Below are 18,958 nucleotides of genomic sequence, written 5' to 3' on the forward strand. Positions count from 1 at the left end.
CCCGACGCCTCTGGCTGCTACCTCGGCTTACGCCGCGACCGCCGCCGGAGCCCTGTAATCTTCCTTCCTGGTGAGCAGCGCCCAGACCATGCGCGCCATCTTGTTGGCGAGCGCGACCGAGACGAGCATGCGTGGCTTGCGCGCGAGCATCCGCTCCAGCCACGAACCGGCCGGTGCACCGGACCGGCACGCCTGACGCACCATCGAGCTGCCGCCGATAATGAGCAGCCTCCTTATCGTGCGTTCACCCATCTTTGATATGCTGCCAAGCCGCTGTTTACCGCCGGTTGAGTGCTGGCGCGGCGAATGCACATGCCAGAACAAGATAACGGCGCTTCACTGCCCATCCAACTAGCTGCCGGTAACGGCTCCGCATTGCCGTGTGAAATCGCTCGATCCGTGCTAGGGGCCCGTGGACACCTTGTTCCGGACGGAGCAGCCGCGCCGCGAGAGCGTGCGTGAGTGTAAACGCCACGAGTAGCGATACGCTGACGGAGAAGACGATAGCCAGCCCGTACTGAAAGAAGAATCGGCCAACGATCCCCTCCATGAACGCAAGAGGAACAAAAACGGCCAGTGTTGCGAAGGTTCCCGCCAGCACAGCCAGAGCGACACGCTTCGTGGCGGAAAGGGCGGCTGCCATTCGGTCGGCGCCTGCATCGACGGCGTTTTGGATCGCCTCTACGACCACGATCGCGTCCACCAGAAGTCCGATTGCCACCGTGAGCGCAAGGAAGGTCATCATAATAATGGTGAAGTCGAAGGCGCCGAACGCGAGGAAAGTCGCGATCACGGAGGTTGGAATCGCCAGCAACACAATTACCGTCGCGCGCCAACTGAGAAGAAACAGAAAGGTCACGAGAACGACAAGCGCGACCGCGATTGCGAGGTCGAATGCACATCGTCGATTGCCTGTTCGACGAAGCGGGAGGTGTCGCGGGCGACGATTGGGCGCACACCAGGGGGTGCATTGGCTCACAACTCTACAATACGGTCGCGAATTTCTCCGGCGACGGCCACGGTGTTCGTGCTGCTCTGCTTCCTGATTTCAAGAGTGACGCCCGGCACGCCCGACAACTAAGCGTAGCTCGTTTTGTCTTCGGCCGAATCTACGACACGCGAGACGTCGCCGACGCGGACGGTCCGACCGTCGGGGGGGTAAGCGACGGAAAGTGCCGCGAACTCCTCGGCAGATCCGGCCTCGGCAAGAGTGCGAACGCCAAAGTGCCGCGTCCGCTCCTCGGCGACGAGCCGCCCGCCGGGCAGTTCGGCATTTTCGCGTTGCAGTGCCGTCAGAACCTCGTCTGCGGTCACGCCTTGTGCACGCATTGCCGACGCATCAAGCCAGACGCGCATCTCGCGCTCGCGTCCACCTAATAGCTTGACCGATCCTACGCCCGCGACACGCTCAAGCCGTTCCTTGATCGCTTCGTTGGCGAAAGTGGTGAGATCGCGGATCGGGATGTCGCCTGCTACCATGACGGAAAGGATGGGCGTGGCGTCCGGAACGACCTTCTCGATGATGGGAGGGTCAGTAACTTCGGGAAGATCTGCGCCGAGACGTGCGACCTTGTCGCGCACATCCTGCGCCTTGACGTCGCCGTCTTCTTCCAGTTCGAACTCAAGGCTGAGGATGCTGACGCCTTCGGCGCTAGTAGAGCGCATCTGGCGGAGGCCGGAGATACTGTACAGTTCCTCCTTCAGAATATCAGTAACCTCCATCACGACCGTGCCGGGCGCGGCCCCCGGGATTGCGGTCGTCACTGACACGTACGGAAACTCCACATCCGGGAAGAGATCGACGCCGATCCGTTCGTAGGAGATCAGCCGGAGAACGACGAGCGACATGATCAGCATCGTGGCAAACTTGGACGCCGGATTGATACTTCAGCGAGCCACATTTGCCCCTTCCCGAGTATTATTTGCCGCTTGTTGTCGCACCGAAACCGCATCCCCGTCGCGCAGGGTGGGGCGCGGAGCCCGCACCACAATTTCACCCGGTTCCAGACCTTCAATAACGCGCATCCGATCAAGATCGATGCTTTCTACCTCGACTGGACGCCGCATGGCCTTCTCGCGCGAGACAACGAAAACGTAGGCCGTTCCACCGTCGGCAAGCACGGCTGACCGGGGCAGCACTACGGCCTCGGTGGGCGGTATCGCGATTTCGGCACGAGCCGAAAGTCCGGAGCTTATCCGGTAATCCGGGTTGCGTATGGGCAGCCGCAACTCGACAGTGCGCGCCTCCGGATCGACGCGGTCGTTGATTATATAGACCATGCTGTCGAAGGGTTCGTTGAATCCTTCGACGAACACCTTCGCGGGCAGGTTCTTACGGAATTCGTCCACATACTCCTGCGGCGCATTGACAATTGCTGCGACAACTCCGAACTGCTGGACCTCTATCGCGGCGGACTGGCCGCCGATGGAGAACCTTTTGTTCAGGTAGACGCCCTCAACGACGAGACGCGCGGTAATGACGCCGTTGAAGGGTGCCCGTACGACTGCGTCCTCCAACGCTTGTTGGGCGGAGGAAAGCCTGCGCCTGCTGAGCCCGTGCGACGGCAAGTTCGGTCTCAGCCTGTTCCACTCTCGCCGTTGATATGAACCCGGGGAGCAAGTGCCGCTACGCGCTCAAGCTGACGCTCGGATTGCTCGGTTTGTGCGCGCGCAAGGGCGACCGCAGCCTCCGCCTCCTCAACCCGCCGCTCACAATAGCTGCGGCGGACGCGAAGCAACGGATCGCCTTTAGAGACGCGGTCGCCCACCTGGACAAAGACTCTGACCGGCCCTTCCACGAGCGCACCGATTGCGCTGCTTTGACGTGCCGCGATCGTTCCAAACGCTTCAACTGGTTTGGCCAGTTGCGTGAGGTTCGCAGTCACGATCTCGACCGGTTCCGCCTCAGGCTCAGCTGAGGCCACCACATTTGCCGACTCGGCATCGGAACACGCACTCAGCAGGCTGGCTGCTGTCGTAAGGACGGCGAGGATTCGAACCGGCCAACTCATCCGCAGATGTAGGCTCCGCGCCCGCTGGCGAGCAATTCGCCCTCGCTTCCCAGAATGCGGCTTTCGGCTACGGAAATCTGCCGACCTACCTTCACCGCCCGACCCACCGCGGTAAGCGGTCCGCCGATCGCTGGGCGGTGATAGTCGACACGCAGGTCGGCTGTCGCCTTCGCCGAGGTTCCGGTAGCGATTAAAACGTACAAGCCCGTCAGGTCGACCAGAGAGGCGAGTATGCCGCCATGCGCTGCGCCAATCGACGGATTTGATATGATCTCTTCCCGCCAGGGCATGGTGAGTTCGAGCTCGCTTTCCGTCCGCGACTGGATCCCTAGCCCAAGCCAGCGGTGAAAGGGCGATATCAACAACGCTTCCTGTAACATCTTCTCGTTCATCGTAACCCTCTTGTCCATGAACTGAATAATGGTCAGCATAATAGCAAATAAACTCTGAACGCTATCGAAGTTCTCACGACCTTAATGCCTCTCAGCATTAAGTCCGTCCTAGACAAAACTACTCATAGGCTCGGTCCAGCATCCCGAAATCACTAAGCGGGCCGTCGCAGAATCTTTTTTCTCAAGAAGGCAGTTCGGAAGTCCACTTCATGAAGCTACCCCAAGTATACTTCACAAGATGAAATCTCACCTTTTTTCTACAACGCTTCGGTTGACCTTAGTTGGCGCGTTCAGGATGGCGCGGCACGCCTCTGCGCAAATTCCTTTTCGACCTAGATGGTCCCTTACCGGAAACCCAGGAGCGGTCAACCAGTATAGTGAATAACTAAACGCGTTCGAGACACGGAGTCCGCGCAAGGGCCGGGCCCGAATGCGCAACCGCTAGCGCGGTTTGGGGCAAAATATCCGGACGGCAGAAGATACTGAAATGACAAGATAAATGGTCAAATTGGACCCTATTTGAGCGTGCGCGAGAAAAGTCGCATTGCTGCCACAGGCGCCGAGATTACGCCGCTGAAACTAGTAAGACACTTGACGGCTCCCCCCGACTCTAGCACTTGAGGGGGTATGGCAGCGGAGATTGCCACGGAGGTTTTGGGGAGACACCATGCGAGCTAAATTTCTTGCGACTGCAGCGTCGGCTTTAATTGTTCAGTCCACAGCATTTGCCCAAGAGGTTGCGGATCAAGCTTCGCCAGTGGGCAACACGCCAGAAACGATTGTCATAACGGGCTCATTCATCCGCGGGACGCCAGAGGATGCCGCTCTTCCGGTTGACGTTTTCAATAGCGAGGAGCTCGAACAGTCTGGCGTCAGTTCCCCGCTAGAATTTATTAAGGACCTTCCGTCGGTTGGTTCGGTTCTTGGCGATACCAATCAGTTTTCCGCCTCTGCCCAGGGAAACCAAGGTCAGGGCTCGCTAAATCTTCGTAATCTAGGCGCGGAGCGTACGCTCGTCCTGCTTAACGGGAAGCGTACGATCACCAGCCCGGGTGAAGGGTTCGTCGACACCAATTTGATGCCCCTCTTTGCGCTAGATCGTATTGAGATATTGAAGGATGGCGCAGCGGCAACCTACGGGTCCGACGCGATTGCTGGCGTCGCGAACTTCGTCACGAAGCGGAATTTCACCGGCGTCGAGATCGAGGGCGATTACGAATTCATTGACGGGTCCGACGGGGACTGGACGGCATCCATTCTCGGCGGCTTGGACTTTGCCGATGGGGCCGCCAATCTGATGATAGGGGTGGGCTATCAGGAACGTAGCGAATTGCCGTCCGTGGAGCGGGACTACGCGACTCTTCCCTATGCGGTAAATCCCGGCGGAGGGTGGTCATCTCTCGGCAACCCGCAAACCTATTTCCCAGCGAACCCGCTCGCGGCCTCGCCTGCAAATCCGCTCGGTTTCCTCGTTCCGGCCACCGGTGCGTTTATTGACGCCCAGGGGCTCAATGCATGCGATGACGTTGGCGGGTTCGTCGGCAACACCGAGCCAAATAACGCGGGTATTCCGGTCTGCCGGTTCCAATTCATCCCCTTCGACAACCTTGTCGAGGATCAAGAGCGCATAGAAGTTTATGGTCAGTTGGTTGCTGATTTGTCGGATCAGCTGCGTTTCACTGTGGACGTGCTGTTCGCCGACTCTTATCAGACCACGCGCTACTCTCCATCCTTTCCGCCGATCCAAGGCTTGTTTGGGCCGGGTGTGTTTCCGCAGTTCGTGGTGCCGGCTTCCAATCCGTTCGTCGCGGATTTCATCGCGCAAACGCCCGGGGTGACGAACACAGCGATCCCAGCTGATCGCTATTATGCGTTTGGCCGTCCTGTAGGCTGGGGTGGCAACCGACTCTACGGCGGCGGTCAGATCGGCACCGCTGACGCCGACGCTTTCCGGGTCTCGGGTGGTTTCGAGTATGAATTTTCGGACAGGTTCCGCAGCGAGCTCTCCGCGACATACATTCGATCAGAGCGTACGCAGCTAGTCCCCGACGTTGTGGCCGAGCGGCTCCAGAACGCGCTGAACGGACTGGGGGGCGCAGGCTGTGACGTGTCCGCCGGAGTCCCGGGGCAGGGGGGGTGCCTGTACTTCAATCCTTTCATCAACTCGTCGCCGGAAAATCCCCGCCAGAACCTTGAAAACCCTGCATATATTCCTGGGAACGAGAACGACCTCGAGCTTTTGGATTACATCTTTCAGGACAACGGCACGATCGACGTCGAGGACAAGTATATCTTCGATCTCGTCTTTTCCGGGGAGACCGGTGTAGATCTCGGCGGTGGCCCGGTGGCGTTCGCCTTCGGTGGCCAATATCGAGATTCGAGCTTTTCCGCCCGCCCGAACTCGGAACTTCAGAACGTCAACTTGAACCCGTGTCCCGTCATTGGAAGCACCAGCTGTGACGTTCAGTCTGGGCCCTTCATATTCCTCGGACAGTCAGCGCCCGTTGACCTTTCGCAGAACATTTACGCGTTGTTTGCGGAGGTAAACGTTCCCATTGGCGACACGCTCGAACTTACGGGAGCGGCGCGCTATGAAGATTACGGCGATCCTGTCGGATCGACATTCAATCCGAAGGGGTCATTTCGCTGGCAAGCGGCCGACTGGCTTGTTCTTCGCGGCTCCGTTGGCACAACCTTCCGGGGTCCCTTGCCCTCAGACATCGATCCGAACTCGGTAACTGCTCTAGCCGGTATTCAGGCGGCGGGTAACAACTTCAAGTCGGTCGATGTCTTCGGCAATCCGAATCTCGACCCTGAAACCGCGCTGACCTATAATGTAGGAGCGATCTTCGAGGGAAGCGGCTTTACCTTCTCAGTGGACTTCTGGACGTACGATTTCGACGATCAGATCACGGTTACGCCAGGTCAGGATATCGCGAATGTAGTCGCGAACGGCCCAGGCGATGGTACGCAACTCGTTGACTGTGCGAGCCCGCTGCGTCCACTCATCACCTTTTCGAACAATGACACATGTGGGCCGATGACAGTGGGTAATGATATTTCCCGCGTGCGGACCGACATCGTCAATGGCCCGAAGGTGACGACCCGCGGCTTCGACTTCGCCTTGAATTACGACATAGATGCTGGTTTCGGTCTTATCTCGGTTGGCGGCAACGCCACATGGACCATGGATTATGAGATCGACGATTTCGTAATCGATGGCGTGACGGTGACAGAGGGTTTTGACGCGGTTGGGTTCGCCAACTTCTTTCGCGACCCGGGCACGGTGTCAGAGTGGCGGGGGAATGCATATATCAATCTAAGTACAGGTGGGCTGAATGCACGCTATACGTTCAAGTATATCGACGGTGTGACTGACGAGCGCGGTCCCACAACCACACCCGAATTCGGCGTCACGACATTTGGCGTCGATATCGAAGAATATATGCAGCACGACCTTACTGTGATTTACGACCTCGCCCCCATCAATGATGTCGAGGTCCAATTACAGGGTGGCGTTGAAAACATTTTCGACGAGGACCCGCCGGGTGCCCGTATTGATCTTGGCTATAATCCGTTCATCGGAAACCCCCTCGGGCGTGTGTTCCGCCTCGGCGGCAGGGTTAAGTTCTGACGGCTTCGGGAAAAGGGGAGGAAATTCCATGCGCCATGTTTCAAAGGGTGCGGCTCATGTCGCGGCTAGCGGATTTCGGTTTTGCCTGAAGGGGACGACGGCACTGACGGTGTTGGCGACTGGGACGGCGCTCTACGCCCAAGAAGTTGCCGTCACGCCGGAGGAAGCCGATAGCTCGCAGCCCGAACTTACCGGATCTGCTGCTGTCGAAAGCCAGTCGGGCATTCCCACGATTGTGGTGACGGCGCAGCGTCGGGCGGAAAGTCTGCAGGACGTGCCAGTAGCAGTCAGTGCCTTCTCTGATGAGTCGCTTGCTGATCAGCAGCTGGACAATGCGCTGGACCTGCAACAGGCGTTGCCGAGCACGACCTTCACGAAAGGCAACTTTACCGGCGCGAATATTACAATCCGAGGTATCGGGTCACCTGTTGTCTCGACCTCGTCTGATCCTGGCGTTGCCGTTCACTTCAACGATATGCCCATTGTAGCTCCGCGCCTATTCGAAACCGAGTTTTACGACTTGGAACGCCTTGAAGTCTTGCGTGGACCGCAAGGCACCCTGTTTGGTCGCAATGCGACCGGCGGCGTCATCAATCTGATTACTGCGAAACCGTCGTTCGATTTTGAAGCAGCTGGCGAATTTGAATATGGAAATTTCGATTCGGTGCAGGCCAAGGGCATGGTCAACGTCCCCCTTGGCGATATCGCGGCCGTACGGCTCGCCGGCCTCTACCTAAATCGGGACGGGTTCACCGAGAATCTGTTCACGGGCAATGATATCGACGGTCGCGACAATTATTCCGTTCGCGGATCGTTTTTAGTAGAGCCCTCTGATCGCGCGCGTTTGTTCTTGACCGCGCAATATTACGAGGAGGATTCGAACCGTTCGCGTATCCAGAAGCAGCTTTGTGCATCTGATCCCACCGGCATCCTCGGGTGCCGCCCGGACAGGCTGGGCTTCGACTCCATCAATGGCGACTCAACGCTTGCAACCATTCTCACAAGTCCTGAGCTCCTCCGTGTGCTGGGTGCCGATGCACTCGCGCCTTTCGCGCTCGGCAGCGTCTACGGCGATGACGGTCAGGCGTTCAGCAACAGTGTGAATCCCCGTGATCTGCGAGAGGTGAAAGTCGACTTCGAGCCCACATACGATTCGGATGAACTCATCATCCAAGGTGAGTTTTCTTATGAGTTCGATCGGGCCGTCTTTACGCTGAACGGGGGCTATGTCGATAATCAGGTTGTTTCCAGAACCGACTACAATCTTTCGGTAACTGACGACGTGGTTGGAAGCAGCGCTGGATTGCTGACGCTGCAGGGGGCGGCCGCTGCGGGGAGCCCTCTTGCGCAGGGTTTCCTGGCAACGCCGCTGTTCCAGGACGGGCTGATCTGCGTTTCCGACCCGGGACCGGCGAATGTCGGGTTCATCGGCGGCGACGTCGAACGGTGCGCCGCCAACACGACAGAATATGACGAATCCCGTGCCTCCAACGAACAGTGGGTGATCGAAGGCCGGATCGCAACTGACTTCGACGGGCCGTTCAATTTCCTGCTGGGCGGTATCTACCTCGAGCAGGAGTCGAACAACGGCAATTACTACGTCGTCGCGACGGGACTTGATTATGGTTCGCTCTTACTGGGGACGGCCCAGAATCTTGCCGCGGGCGATCCTCTTGGAACGGGCGGCGTTGCTGCGCTGGCAACCCCGTTCTTCAACAACGAAACGAACTTCTACAAGCTGGAAAGCTACGGTATCTTCGGAGAAGTGTATGTGGATGTCAGCGATGACTTATCGCTGACGGGCGGTTTGCGATATTCGAATGACAAGAAGTTCCAGCGTGGCCGCTCGCCGCTCGCCACAGCCCTTGTTCCCATCGGCATCCAGGACGCCAATGACGCGCTATTGACAGTGGACAATGATCCCGGCGCGGCTGGCGTCCAGCCTTTCGCGGAACTGGGCGAAACGTTCGATGCCTTTACGGGCCGCGTGGTCGTAGATTGGAATCCCTTTACGACTTTTTCGGACGATACACTTGTCTATGCAAGCTACTCACGAGGATACAAGGCGGGCGGTATCAACCCCCCTTTCAATCCTGAAACATTTCCGGAGGCAAACGCGACCTTCGATTCCGAACAGATCAATGCGTTCGAGATCGGCACGAAGAACGTGTTCGGGGGCGGTCGCTTTGTCCTCAATCTGACCGGTTTTTACTACGATTATTCTGACTTGCAGATTAGCCGGATCATCGCGCGCACGTCTTTCAATGACAATGCGGATGCAAGTGTCTACGGCATTGAGCTCGAATCGATCATCAACCCGGTCGACGCCTTGACGATTAATCTTACGGGCTCGTGGTTGAAGACCGAGATCAAAGATCTTTTGCTTCCCGATCCGCGGGACCCGTCCGGCGGCCGGGATGACGTGACCATCATTAAGGATATTACGAACGCCTCCAATTGTGCCGTGATTCCAACGGAGGGGGGCGGCGCGTCCGCTGCCGATTTCGTCGGTCTCGTAAATGCGGCGGTATTTGGTGGCGCCGAGCTGCGTGCTCCGGTTCCCGTACCGGGGACGCAGGCCACCGGCGCATTTTCTGTTTGTGAAACCTTAGGGGCTATTGCTGCGAGCCCAGGCGCGTTTGGTGCGCCGTTAGAAGCGTTGTTGCGTGGTTCTCTAGGCGTGGCAAGCGGCCCCTTGCCGTTTCTTACGACGCCATCGGGCCTCCCTGCCGGAGTAGAACAAAACCTCGATGGCAATGAGCTCCTGAATTCGCCGGAGTGGAAGTTCTCCATAGGCGCTCAATATGAGATTGAGATGGCGAATGGCTGGCGCCTGACGCCGCGTGCCGATCTGAACTTCACCGGGGAGCAGTTCGGTCGTATTTTCAACGCCAACGCCGACCGCATTCAGAGTTATGAGATCGTAAATGCGCAGTTGACGCTCGCGTCACCGGACGAGCGCTTTTATCTGCGCGGCTTCGTTCAGAACGCCTTCGATTCAGGCGCTATAACCGGAATATATTTCACAGACGCGTCATCCGGTAATTTCACGAACATTTTCAGCGTCGAACCGCGCAGATACGGAGCGGCAATGGGGTTGAGATTTTGATAAAGCGCTTTACTAGATGCCAGGATTTTGCTAGGGTCTTATTGCTAAGTCGATCCTTCCCAGGGCTTTCTTAGCAGACTTGGGCCGGTCTCTGACCGGCCCTTTTTTTACAGTTCGCTAGTTCGCGCTGCCATGCGCTCAAGAGTCTCAATCAAAAAGTCCTGCTGTTCCTTCGACAGAATACCCCATAGGTGTTTGTATACATCGTCGGCAGCGTCTCGAAGTACAGGTAAAGCCGTTTTTACCTTCGGTAAAAGAACGATTTGCCAAACCCTTTGATCATCCGGGCTTCTTAATCTGTTTATGTATCCGGCGTTTTCTAGACTAGATATTGCCAACCCTATAGTTGCTTTTTTTAGCTCTAATATAGTGCCCAATTCTGTCTGACTGACTAAGGGGTTTCGGGCAATTTGCGTTATGATGCGCCATTGGGTCCTGTTTAGTCCCAAGCCATGGATCCTTTGTTCAAAGGCGGCCCGAGCGCTCCTGTTTATTTCGTCCATTAGAAAAAAAGCATGGTCGGCATCTGTTATAGCATCTGCAAAAGGGGTAGTGCCCCTCTCGGTCGCGGTGCGCGGTTTATTCATAACATCGGTGTCTTTCAAGGTAGCCGAGATCCTGTTCATGATGGATTTCCGGCTTGTCAGCAACGTGTTGGCCGATCCGTCATCCGTCATCCCTCATCCCTCATCCCTCATCCCTCATCCCTCATCCCTCATCCCTCATCCCTCATCTCTCATCCCTCATCCTTCATTCCCCAGCTGCTAAACGTGTGCGTTAGAACGGATTCCGTTCACTCTGGGTCATAGCCGCAGGAGCTGAAGTAGTTGGCGCATTCGTCGGGCTGGAAGAGGTCGACGAGCTTGCCGATCAGATTCCAGAGGCCGGATACGGTTCGCTCCGCTGCCTTGCGGAGCATCGCCTTGAGCCGGGCGAAGGCCTTCTCGATGGGATTGAAGTTGGGACTGTATGGCGGGAGGAACAGCAGTGTTGCCCCTGCCGCCTCGATCAGCTCGCGCACCGACGCGCGCTTATGGCTCGACAGGTTATCCATGATGACGATGTCGCCACAGCGCAGCTCGGGCACGAGAACCTGGACGACATAGGCTTCGAACCAGTCGCCGTTGATCGGCCCGTCGAGCACCATCGGAGCGATCATTCCACTCATCCGCAGGCCGGCCACCAGCGTGGTCGTTTTGCGATGCCCATGCGGGAAGCCCATCCTCAGACGCTCGCCCCTGGCGCACCGGCCATGGCTGCGGGTCATGTTGGTCGCGGTCCACGTTTCGTCGATGAAGACCAGACGCTCCGGATCGAGGTCGAGTTGCCCCTCGAACCAGGCGCGGCGCTGGCTCAGGACGTCGGGCCGGTCCTGCTCGACCGCGTGGCCGGTCTTTTTTTGCGCGTGATGCCGTGACGCACGAAGAAGCGATGAAGCGTCGAGTTCGCCACCACCAGACCGATGCCGCTCAGTTCCGCCCGAAGCTCGTCGAGCGTGATGTCCTTGCGCGCTTCCCACAGAGCCAGGATCATCTCCCGATACTCCTCGACCCAGCGCGAGCGCGTGTCACCGCCTTGCGGCTTGGGTGCAAAGTTCCCGGTCGCGCGGCGCTGCGCCTGCCACCGGATCGCTGTCGAAGGGGCAACACCAAACCGGTCGGCCGCCGAACGGCAACTCATCCCCGCGTCAACCGCGCCCAGCAGCCGCGAACGTAAATCCATCGAGAGAGGCTGACCCATTCCATACTGGCCCCCTTCACCAGCCAGCATGATGAATCAGAAAATCAGCGACTTGGGAATCCCTCGCGATTCGGGCCGGGCGGAAACCGCTCTAGAGGGCCAGAAAAGGTTTTCGATCCAGAATCGTGCAGTTAGGTAATTTTAAGAATGCGTTCTCGCGGTGACGTGACCCCCAGCTTTCCCCCAGCTGGGATTAGAGCCAAGCGGTTGTTTTGCGCATGAGCGCGGCTGAAGCAGGCCATTGCTTATCCAAGTTGGCGGGGAACGCCGCCGGGGTTGCGTAGCCGAGGGCCGAGTGCGGTCTCTCGCGGTTGTAGCCTTCGACCCAAGCTGCGATCTCGATGAGGGCATGGGCGAGGCTCATGAACAGCGTCTCGTTGAGCAGCTCGTCGCGCATGCGGCCGTTGAAGCTCTCGCAGAAGCCGTTCTGCATCGGCTTGCCCGGCGCGATGTAATGCCACTCGACGCCCATCTCGCCGCACCATGCCAGCACCGCATTACTCGTCAGCTCGATACCGTTATCGCTGACGATCATCCCCGGCTTGCCGCGCTCGACGATCAGATCGGCCAGCTCGCGCACGACCCGGCGACCGGAGATGGACATATCTGGCACCGCTCGCAGGCATTCTCTGGTCACATCGTCGACGATGTTGAGCACCCGGAACCGCCTCCCAGACGCCATCTGGTCATGCACAAAGTCGAGGCTCCAGCCCTGGTTCGGCAACGCGAGCACCGGAGCAGGTGCCCTCGTGCCGACAGCACGCCTGCAGCTGCGTCGGCGCCTGACCGCAAGCCCTTCCTCCTGATAGAGCCGCTGGGTCTTCTTCCGGTTGATCATCACGCCCTCTCGGCGCAGCAGGATGTGCAGACGGCGATAGCCGAACCGGCGACGCTGGTTGGCCAGCTCGCGCAGCTTCTCGCGCAATCCGGCATCATCGTCCCGCGTGGAACGGTAACGAACGCTCTTGCGATCGGCATCGATGACCCGGTACGCCCGCCTTTCGCTCATCCCATGGTATGCCTGGAGATGAACCACAGCTTCCCGCTTCGCGACGGGCGTCAGAACTTTTTTGCCAGAAGATCGTTGGCTGCGCCGCCCTTCGGGTCAGCGCAGCCTGGTCGAGCATTGCATCAGCCAGAAGTCGCTTGAGCTTCGCGTTCTCACTCTCCAGCTCCCTCAGCCGCCGGGCATCGGACACCTCCATCCCGCCATACTTCGACTTCCAGTTGTAGATCGTCGCTTCCGATACACCGTACCGGCGAGTCAGGTCGGCGGTCTTCGCTCCGGCCTCAGCTTCCTTCAGAACGCCGATGATCTGCTCTTCTGAAAACCTCGTTCTCTTCATCTCGTCCGTCCTCCGTCAGGGCCGGACTCTAATCGAGACTGGAGGAAAATCAGGGGGTCACGTCACACGCAATCGCGACCAACGGTAATTCAGCGATTAAGATTTCTGCTTAGATAATAAAGGCTGCGGCGACCGGACCGGCATGCTTAGGGCGACGTTCCCGCATTTCATTGAGCCGGATGAGGGTCGCTTCGTCGAACCTGACAGGGAGCGCGCTGCTCCTGATGATTGTAGCCGCTTGTGCTACCGTGTCCGGTAGGGTCATGCCGGCAGTCGAGAGGGTGCGGCGTAGTTTGCTGATTTCTGAGCGGGCTGAACCGAGCGAAAAGCGTTCCGCCAAGAGCTCCAGCACAATCGGCTGCGTTTCGGCCACGATATTGTAGTCGGGGGCAAGCGATCGCACGAAACGGCAAGTATCAGCCGGACGACCTCCCGTCTCCGGGTCCTTGTAAGCGTGCCTACCGATCCGAAATCGATGAAGCCGAGATCGGCCTCATCTAGCAGGGAGACGTTTCCTTGATGCGGATCGCCGTGAAACTCGCCATTGAATATGATCATGCGCAACACGGTGTCAGCATAACGCCTGGCGAACGCGGCTTTTCTGGCTTCCGGCATCTGGACGTTCAGTTGCGCCGCCGAAACGCCTTGAAAACGCTGCTGCACATTGACCCCGAGGCTGGTCAGTTCCCAATAGATGGCCGGGGTCGCCACACGAAGGGTCTGCAGCAAGCTACCGATGCGCTCGCACGCGCGAGCTTCTGCGGCGAGGTCCAACTCCCACGCGAGATTACGACCGAATTGCCGCAAAAACTCTACCGGTCGATAGCGCGCGATTCTCTCCGATCGGCTTTCCGCGAGAGAAGCCAGATGAGTGAGAAGCCGGATATCGGCTCGCAGGCGTGCGGCGGTGCCTGGACGGCGGACCTTCACGATGACATCGGTTCCGTCATTCAGAGTGGCGGGGTATGTCTGTGCGATCGAGGTCGAAGCCAGCGGCGTTCGTTCGAAAGTGCGGAACGCGGTTGCCCACTTGTCACCCCAGCTGTCGATCAGCACCGGTTCGATCAGTTCGAACGCAATCGGCTCAACCTGGTCGTGTAGCGAAGCGAATGCCGCGATCCACTCCTGGGAAAACAAGTCCCCTCGTGTCGCGAGCAGCTGCCCCAGTTTGACGCCCACCGGTCCGATGTCTCGCAGCAAGGCGACTGTTGCCGCCGGACGCAGTCTGTCAGCGTCTAAGTTACCTTCAGCAGGGCCGGCGAGGCCGAGGGCAGCGGCCAGATTGCCGGCACCGTGCCGAACGAAAATCCGTCCCAGTTCCGCAAGCCGCGCGACTTCGCCCATCCGTTCGCCGTCCGGATTGCTCCCTCTCGGCATTTAGTGAACAGTCGTTCGGTGACAGGTCGGAAGCGGAAAGGCGTACGCACGCCGGTCGTCGGAAGCGGTCAACGTCGTGAAGGCAGTCGGTATTCTTGAGCGTGCCGGCCGCTCGACCACAGGGCGAGAATGGCGCCCAGCGCGGCCGCAAAAGCGAGCGGCTGATCCAGCATGAGATGATGACGGGCGTCGGGCACCGCAACGATCGGAATATCGCCTCCTCCCAGCTCGCAAATGTACTTCCTCGAGTCCTCGGTGAACAAGCTTGTCTTCTCACCATGAACTATGGCTTTTCGCCCCGGTGCGTTCACGAGACGCTCTCCCATCGTCAGCCATTCTTCCGCCTTGTTGCCGCGACGGAATACTTCCGGAGAGAATTTCCAGGTCCATCCATCGCCTTCGCGTCGGAGCGAATGAAAGGCCATGTAGTCCATAAGGAAGGGCTGTCCGACGGGCTGGGGCGGTGAGAGGATGTAGCGTTCGCGTGCCGCCTCATAGCTGGGGTAGATTCGCTTAGGCTTGGCGGGATCGCCCGACCCCGGACTGGCTCGGTCCTTCGACCAGTATTCCGCCATGATTTCGGGGCGCATGATCATCAGATCGCAAATGACGAGCCCGGCGTAGGAACCGGGCCGCTGCGTAACCGCCGTAAGCGCAGCGCCCGATCCGAAGCTGTGCGCTACGATATAAGGGCGCTCCCCGCCCTCGAACAGTTGGAGCGCCTCGGCGATTTCATGAAATTCGCGTCCGCGCGCGTCGACGTCGGCCTTACCGCGCATGTCGCTGTCGCCCATACCAGCAAGGTCGAAGGCAACGATATCGTAGTCGCCGGCTAGAAAGGGCGCGATAAACGCAAAGCAACGCACATGCGATAGGAAACCGTGTGTTGTCAGGACTTTCGGTTTGCCGCGCTCGCCCCAGCGCATATAGTGCACCCGGGCGCCGTCAATCTCTATGAAACCTTCCTGGCGCGGAACGGCAAGCGCGGAGACAAACCATTCTGGCAGGTGCGCGCCGTCGCCGGCCCATAGCGGGTCGATGTCCGAGGGCAAGGTGCGAAACGGCATTATCTCATTCATATCCTGTCGGCCTCCCGCGTCGGAGGCCGTCCCATGGCGAAGCCGGCATATCCGTTGTTCGCGACGTCGTCGCACAGCGCCGAATATCCGACGACGCTTGGAAAATTAATCAGCTGACGGGGCTTCCCGGGAATGTTCGCCCCCATGTACCAAGAATCGGCTTTCGGGAAGAGCGTCATCGCGCCTGCCTGCGCGACCAAATCCGTCCAACCTTTTTCTGCGCTGGCCTCCGCCTCGAATAGATGGAACTCCCTGTTGCGCAGCCAAACCAGGAAATCGCGGATCCAGTCGCCCTGGACTTCTGAACTCGTCGGTCCGTTGGAAAACCCTGACGGACTGAGCGGTCCATAAGCGAACAACATGTTCGGAAATCCCGATACGGCCATGCCGAGATACGCCCGGACCTCGTGTTCCCATGCTTTGGCCAAGCTTAGGCCGCCGCGACCCGAAATATTCATGTCGATGAGGCCGCCGCGTCCGGCATCGAAACCGGTGGCGAAGACGAGAAGGTCGCATGCGATCTTCTCGTCTGCGGTCTCGATACCGTCGGCCACGATGCGCTCAATGGGAGTCTCCATAAGGTCGACAAGCTTCACATTGTCCTGTGAGAAGATCTTGTAATAATTCTGTTCGAGCGAAGGACGTTTCGTCCCGAAAGGATGCGGCGGCACGCGCGGGGCAAGCTTTTCGGCGAGCGCCGGATCGGCGATCCGCGCGCGGACCTTGTCGCGCCAGAACGCATAGGCGTGGCGGTTGGCCTCTTCGTCGGTTAGGAGGTCGGCGAAATTGTTATACCAGAAACAGAGGCCGCCGCGCTGCCACAAGTCTTCGAAGTGCGCTGCGCGCTCCGCTTCCGTCACAACTAGCGCGGACACGTCAAGTGACTGGCATTCGAAGCCGCCACTCGTCTGCAGCCGCTGCCGAAAGATAGCGGGATAGTCGGCCTTTCGGCGTGTCTGGGCGGTCTCGTCCAGTGCCTGTTGGCGCATGGGGAGGGCGAGAATGGGGGTCCGCTGGAAAATCGTCAGCTGTCCGGCACATTTTGCCGCTTCCTGCGCCACTTGCACGCCGCTTGCGCCCGTACCGATCAGCGCGATGCGGCGTCCGGTAAGGTCGACGCCCTCTTGCGGCCAGCGCGCGGTATGGCACCATTCTCCCGAGAAATCGTCAAGGCCGGCAAGGTCGGGAATATAGGGTTTGGAGGCAAAGCCGAGCGCCGGGAGGAGGAACCGCGTTGTGACGTTTTCGTCATCGCCCAGCCGCAAACGCCAGAACGCGCCGTCCTCATCGAAGCGTGCTGCTTTCACGGGTGTTGCCATCCGCATAAATGGCCACAGGTCAAGCCTGTCGCAGACGTGCCGGAAATAGGCTCGCAGCTCTTGCCAGCCGGGAAACCGTTCGGTCCAGGTCCAGTCTTCCCAAACTTCCGGCATGGAAAATTCGTAGATGGGAACTTGTGAATCCACCCGCGCACCGGGGTAGCGGTTCCAGTACCAGACGCCGCCCGGTTCGGCTGCGGCATCCACCAGCAGAACGTCGAACCCGGCTTCGCGCAGTTTGTAAAGCAAGTAGACGCCGCTGAAACCGGCTCCGACGATGACCGCGTCGTGATCCGGGGAGGGCGCGGCGCTCACGCCGCCGTCCGGCTGCCGTCTGCGACCTTCATTGCTTGCGCGTAATCCGGTTTTCCATTGGAAGCGCGTAGCGCCGCTGTCGTGGGATGGATCGCCTTGGGCGTCTTGTAACCGGCAAGCTGCCCGCGCACATGTTTCTTCACGTCATCTTCATCGAAGAGGGCCTGCTTGTCGAGATGGACAACGGCGGTGACCGCCTGACCCCATTTTTCGTGCGGTACCCCCACTACCAGCGCATCGGCAATGGCGGGATGGGTCTTCAAAGCCTCCTCCACTTCCTCGGGATAAACCTTCTCGCCCGCCGTGTTGATGCATACGCTGCCGCGGCCGAGAAGCGTCAGGCTGCCGTCGGCCTCGACAGTGCACCAGTCCCCCGGAATGGAGTAGCGCACACCGTCGATTGTTTTGAAGGTCTTCGCCGATTTCTCCGGGTCCTTGTAATAACCGGTCGGGATCGCCCCCTTTCGCGCAATGAAGCCTGGAACGCCGCTGCCAGGCTCTACCTTACGGTCCTGTTCGTCGAAGACGTCACAGAACTCGCCGATCGCAAACTTAGCGGTGTTCGTGCCGCCCTGTGCGGTGGTGACCGACAGGCCGAAGCCCAGGCCCTCCGACGCGCCGAAACTGTCCATCAGAACGACTTGGGGGATATGCCGACACAGCCCGGCCTTTACCTCCTTGCTCCACATGACGCCCGAGGAAATGATCGAAACCAGACTGCTCGTATCCCAGCGCCCCGGGTTCTCATCGAGCGCGCGCAGCATGGGCTTTGCAAAAGCGTCACCGACGATTGCGATGCTCTGCACCTTGTGCTGGTCGACTGCGTGCCACAGTTCCCCCGCGTCGAAGGAGGCGTCGGAAAGCGTCACGAGGGCACCGCCTGACATCAGCGTGCCGATCGCGGTAATGAAGCCGGTTCCGTGCATTAACGGGCAAGCGGGCAAGGTGATCCGGGCCAGTTCGCCCTGCTTCACCAGCGACACCATCTCTTCCATCGTCTGAGGTACCGGGCCGAGCAGCTTTTGCGCATCGAGCTGGGCGTTGCGCATATCGTCGTGGCGCCACATGACGCCTTTCGGCATTCCGGTTGTGCCGCCGGTATAGATGAAGAGAAAGTCGTCGGGGGAACGATCGATTTCGAGTGGCGAGCCGTCCCCGGCGGCCACCAGATCCTCATAGGGCTGGGCGAAGGGCGCGATTTCGGAGGCGTCGCCGATCTCCACAAAAGTGTGAACCTTGTCCAGCCGGTCCTTCAGCTCGACGATGCAGTCGCGAAATTCCGCGCTGTAGACGACTACCTCGCTGTCGGAATCGTTGAAGATGTAGAAGACTTCCTCCGGCCTGTAGCGATAGTTGATGTTCACATGCGTCAGCCGCCCCTTGAAGCAGGCGGCCATCAGTTCGCCATATTCGGGGCGATTACGCATGTAGAACGCCACCTTCGCCCCGTCGTCGGCACCACGCTGGCGCAGAGTGCGGGCAAGATTGTTGGAACGGGCCGACATTTCCGCCCAGGTAATGATACGGTCCCCATGAATGAGCGCTGGGGCGTCGGGCGGCAGGACCGGTTCAATGGCGTCGAGAATATCGCCCAGGTTCCAGTTGATCATCTTTGCGTCTCCTCTCCCAAGGCGCG

The 18,958-nt window shown here is 59.0% G+C and carries 13 protein-coding genes and 2 pseudogenes; 2 read left to right on the top strand and 13 right to left on the bottom strand.

The window, feature by feature from the left end:
* Nucleotides 1-27: 27 nt before the first annotated feature.
* The 6 genes and pseudogenes from KCN53_RS00500 to KCN53_RS00525 form a co-directional block, all read right to left on the bottom strand.
* Nucleotides 28-303, bottom strand: a pseudogene (locus KCN53_RS00500) (transposase); the annotation flags it as partial.
* Nucleotides 278-979: an efflux RND transporter permease subunit gene (locus KCN53_RS00505; RefSeq protein WP_088711950.1), complete on the bottom strand. Its 702-nt coding sequence runs from the start codon at nt 977-979 to the stop codon at nt 278-280. The gene KCN53_RS00505 and the pseudogene KCN53_RS00500, both read right to left, overlap by 26 nt.
* A gap of 98 nt (nt 980-1,077) precedes the next feature.
* A complete protein-coding gene (locus KCN53_RS00510) occupies nt 1,078-1,857 on the bottom strand; it encodes an efflux RND transporter permease subunit (protein ID WP_088711949.1) in 780 nt (259 codons plus the stop codon).
* Nucleotides 1,858-1,887: 30 nt separating this feature from the next.
* Nucleotides 1,888-2,568 (bottom strand): efflux RND transporter periplasmic adaptor subunit, encoded by a 681-nt coding sequence (locus KCN53_RS00515; RefSeq protein ID WP_224199265.1) that lies wholly within the window; start codon nt 2,566-2,568, stop codon nt 1,888-1,890.
* Nucleotides 2,569-2,576: 8 nt separating this feature from the next.
* Complete coding sequence (locus KCN53_RS00520) at nt 2,577-3,011, bottom strand: efflux RND transporter periplasmic adaptor subunit (protein ID WP_143712200.1); 435 nt, start codon at nt 3,009-3,011, stop codon at nt 2,577-2,579.
* Nucleotides 3,008-3,403 carry a hotdog fold thioesterase gene (locus KCN53_RS00525; RefSeq protein WP_088713370.1) on the bottom strand — a complete coding sequence of 132 codons (396 nt, stop codon included), beginning with the start codon at nt 3,401-3,403 and terminating at the stop codon, nt 3,008-3,010. The genes KCN53_RS00520 and KCN53_RS00525 overlap by 4 nt, the downstream gene beginning before the upstream one ends.
* Before the next feature lie 667 nt (nt 3,404-4,070).
* Between KCN53_RS00525 and KCN53_RS00530 the strand changes: the two genes are divergently transcribed.
* Both KCN53_RS00530 and KCN53_RS00535 read left to right on the top strand, forming a co-directional pair.
* Nucleotides 4,071-7,037 (top strand): TonB-dependent receptor domain-containing protein, encoded by a 2,967-nt coding sequence (locus KCN53_RS00530; RefSeq protein ID WP_088711946.1) that lies wholly within the window; start codon nt 4,071-4,073, stop codon nt 7,035-7,037.
* Nucleotides 7,038-7,065: 28 nt separating this feature from the next.
* A complete protein-coding gene (locus tag KCN53_RS00535; RefSeq protein WP_088711945.1) occupies nt 7,066-10,146 on the top strand; it encodes a TonB-dependent receptor in 3,081 nt (1,026 codons plus the stop codon).
* A 107-nt stretch (nt 10,147-10,253) separates the two neighbouring features.
* Here the strand turns inward: KCN53_RS00535 and KCN53_RS00540 are convergent, their stop codons facing one another.
* The 7 genes and pseudogenes from KCN53_RS00540 to KCN53_RS00570 all read right to left on the bottom strand — a co-directional run bounded on the left by KCN53_RS00540 (nt 10,254) and on the right by KCN53_RS00570 (nt 18,932).
* Nucleotides 10,254-10,823: a MarR family winged helix-turn-helix transcriptional regulator gene (locus tag KCN53_RS00540; protein WP_088711944.1), complete on the bottom strand. Its 570-nt coding sequence runs from the start codon at nt 10,821-10,823 to the stop codon at nt 10,254-10,256.
* A gap of 116 nt (nt 10,824-10,939) precedes the next feature.
* A protein-coding gene (locus KCN53_RS00545; protein ID WP_088711943.1) for an IS630 family transposase occupies nt 10,940-11,886 on the bottom strand; the annotation gives its coding sequence in 2 pieces (ribosomal slippage) (nt 10,940-11,550 and nt 11,550-11,886; 948 coding nt in all).
* Nucleotides 11,887-12,079: 193 nt separating this feature from the next.
* Nucleotides 12,080-13,232: pseudogene (locus KCN53_RS00550) on the bottom strand (IS3 family transposase).
* Nucleotides 13,233-13,493: 261 nt separating this feature from the next.
* Nucleotides 13,494-14,576, bottom strand: a complete 1,083-nt coding sequence (locus KCN53_RS00555) for an ABC1 kinase family protein (RefSeq protein WP_224199267.1) — start codon at nt 14,574-14,576, stop codon at nt 13,494-13,496.
* Nucleotides 14,577-14,677: 101 nt separating this feature from the next.
* Nucleotides 14,678-15,688, bottom strand: coding sequence for an alpha/beta hydrolase (locus KCN53_RS00560; protein WP_088711942.1), 1,011 nt, complete (start codon nt 15,686-15,688; stop codon nt 14,678-14,680).
* Nucleotides 15,685-17,322: a flavin-containing monooxygenase gene (locus tag KCN53_RS00565; protein ID WP_088711941.1), complete on the bottom strand. Its 1,638-nt coding sequence runs from the start codon at nt 17,320-17,322 to the stop codon at nt 15,685-15,687. The genes KCN53_RS00560 and KCN53_RS00565 overlap by 4 nt, the downstream gene beginning before the upstream one ends.
* Nucleotides 17,319-18,932: an acyl-CoA synthetase gene (locus tag KCN53_RS00570; RefSeq protein ID WP_088711940.1), complete on the bottom strand. Its 1,614-nt coding sequence runs from the start codon at nt 18,930-18,932 to the stop codon at nt 17,319-17,321. Before KCN53_RS00570 ends, KCN53_RS00565 begins: the two co-directional genes overlap by 4 nt.
* Nucleotides 18,933-18,958: the final 26 nt, after the last annotated feature.

The organism is Pacificimonas aurantium (genome assembly GCF_020092905.1).
GTDB lineage: Bacteria > Pseudomonadota > Alphaproteobacteria > Sphingomonadales > Sphingomonadaceae > Pacificimonas > Pacificimonas aurantium.

Coding starts and splice junctions, on each gene's coding strand:
- KCN53_RS00510 (WP_088711949.1), bottom strand. CDS start 1,857: ATGCTGATCATGTCGCTCGTCGTTCTCCGGCTGATCTCCTACGAACGG.
- KCN53_RS00520 (WP_143712200.1), bottom strand. CDS start 3,011: ATGAGTTGGCCGGTTCGAATCCTCGCCGTCCTTACGACAGCAGCCAGC.
- KCN53_RS00525 (WP_088713370.1), bottom strand. CDS start 3,403: ATGAACGAGAAGATGTTACAGGAAGCGTTGTTGATATCGCCCTTTCAC.
- KCN53_RS00530 (WP_088711946.1), top strand. CDS start 4,071: ATGCGAGCTAAATTTCTTGCGACTGCAGCGTCGGCTTTAATTGTTCAG.
- KCN53_RS00535 (WP_088711945.1), top strand. CDS start 7,066: ATGCGCCATGTTTCAAAGGGTGCGGCTCATGTCGCGGCTAGCGGATTT.
- KCN53_RS00540 (WP_088711944.1), bottom strand. CDS start 10,823: ATGACGGATGACGGATCGGCCAACACGTTGCTGACAAGCCGGAAATCC.
- KCN53_RS00555 (WP_224199267.1), bottom strand. CDS start 14,576: ATGGGCGAAGTCGCGCGGCTTGCGGAACTGGGACGGATTTTCGTTCGG.
- KCN53_RS00560 (WP_088711942.1), bottom strand. CDS start 15,688: ATGAATGAGATAATGCCGTTTCGCACCTTGCCCTCGGACATCGACCCG.
- KCN53_RS00570 (WP_088711940.1), bottom strand. CDS start 18,932: ATGATCAACTGGAACCTGGGCGATATTCTCGACGCCATTGAACCGGTC.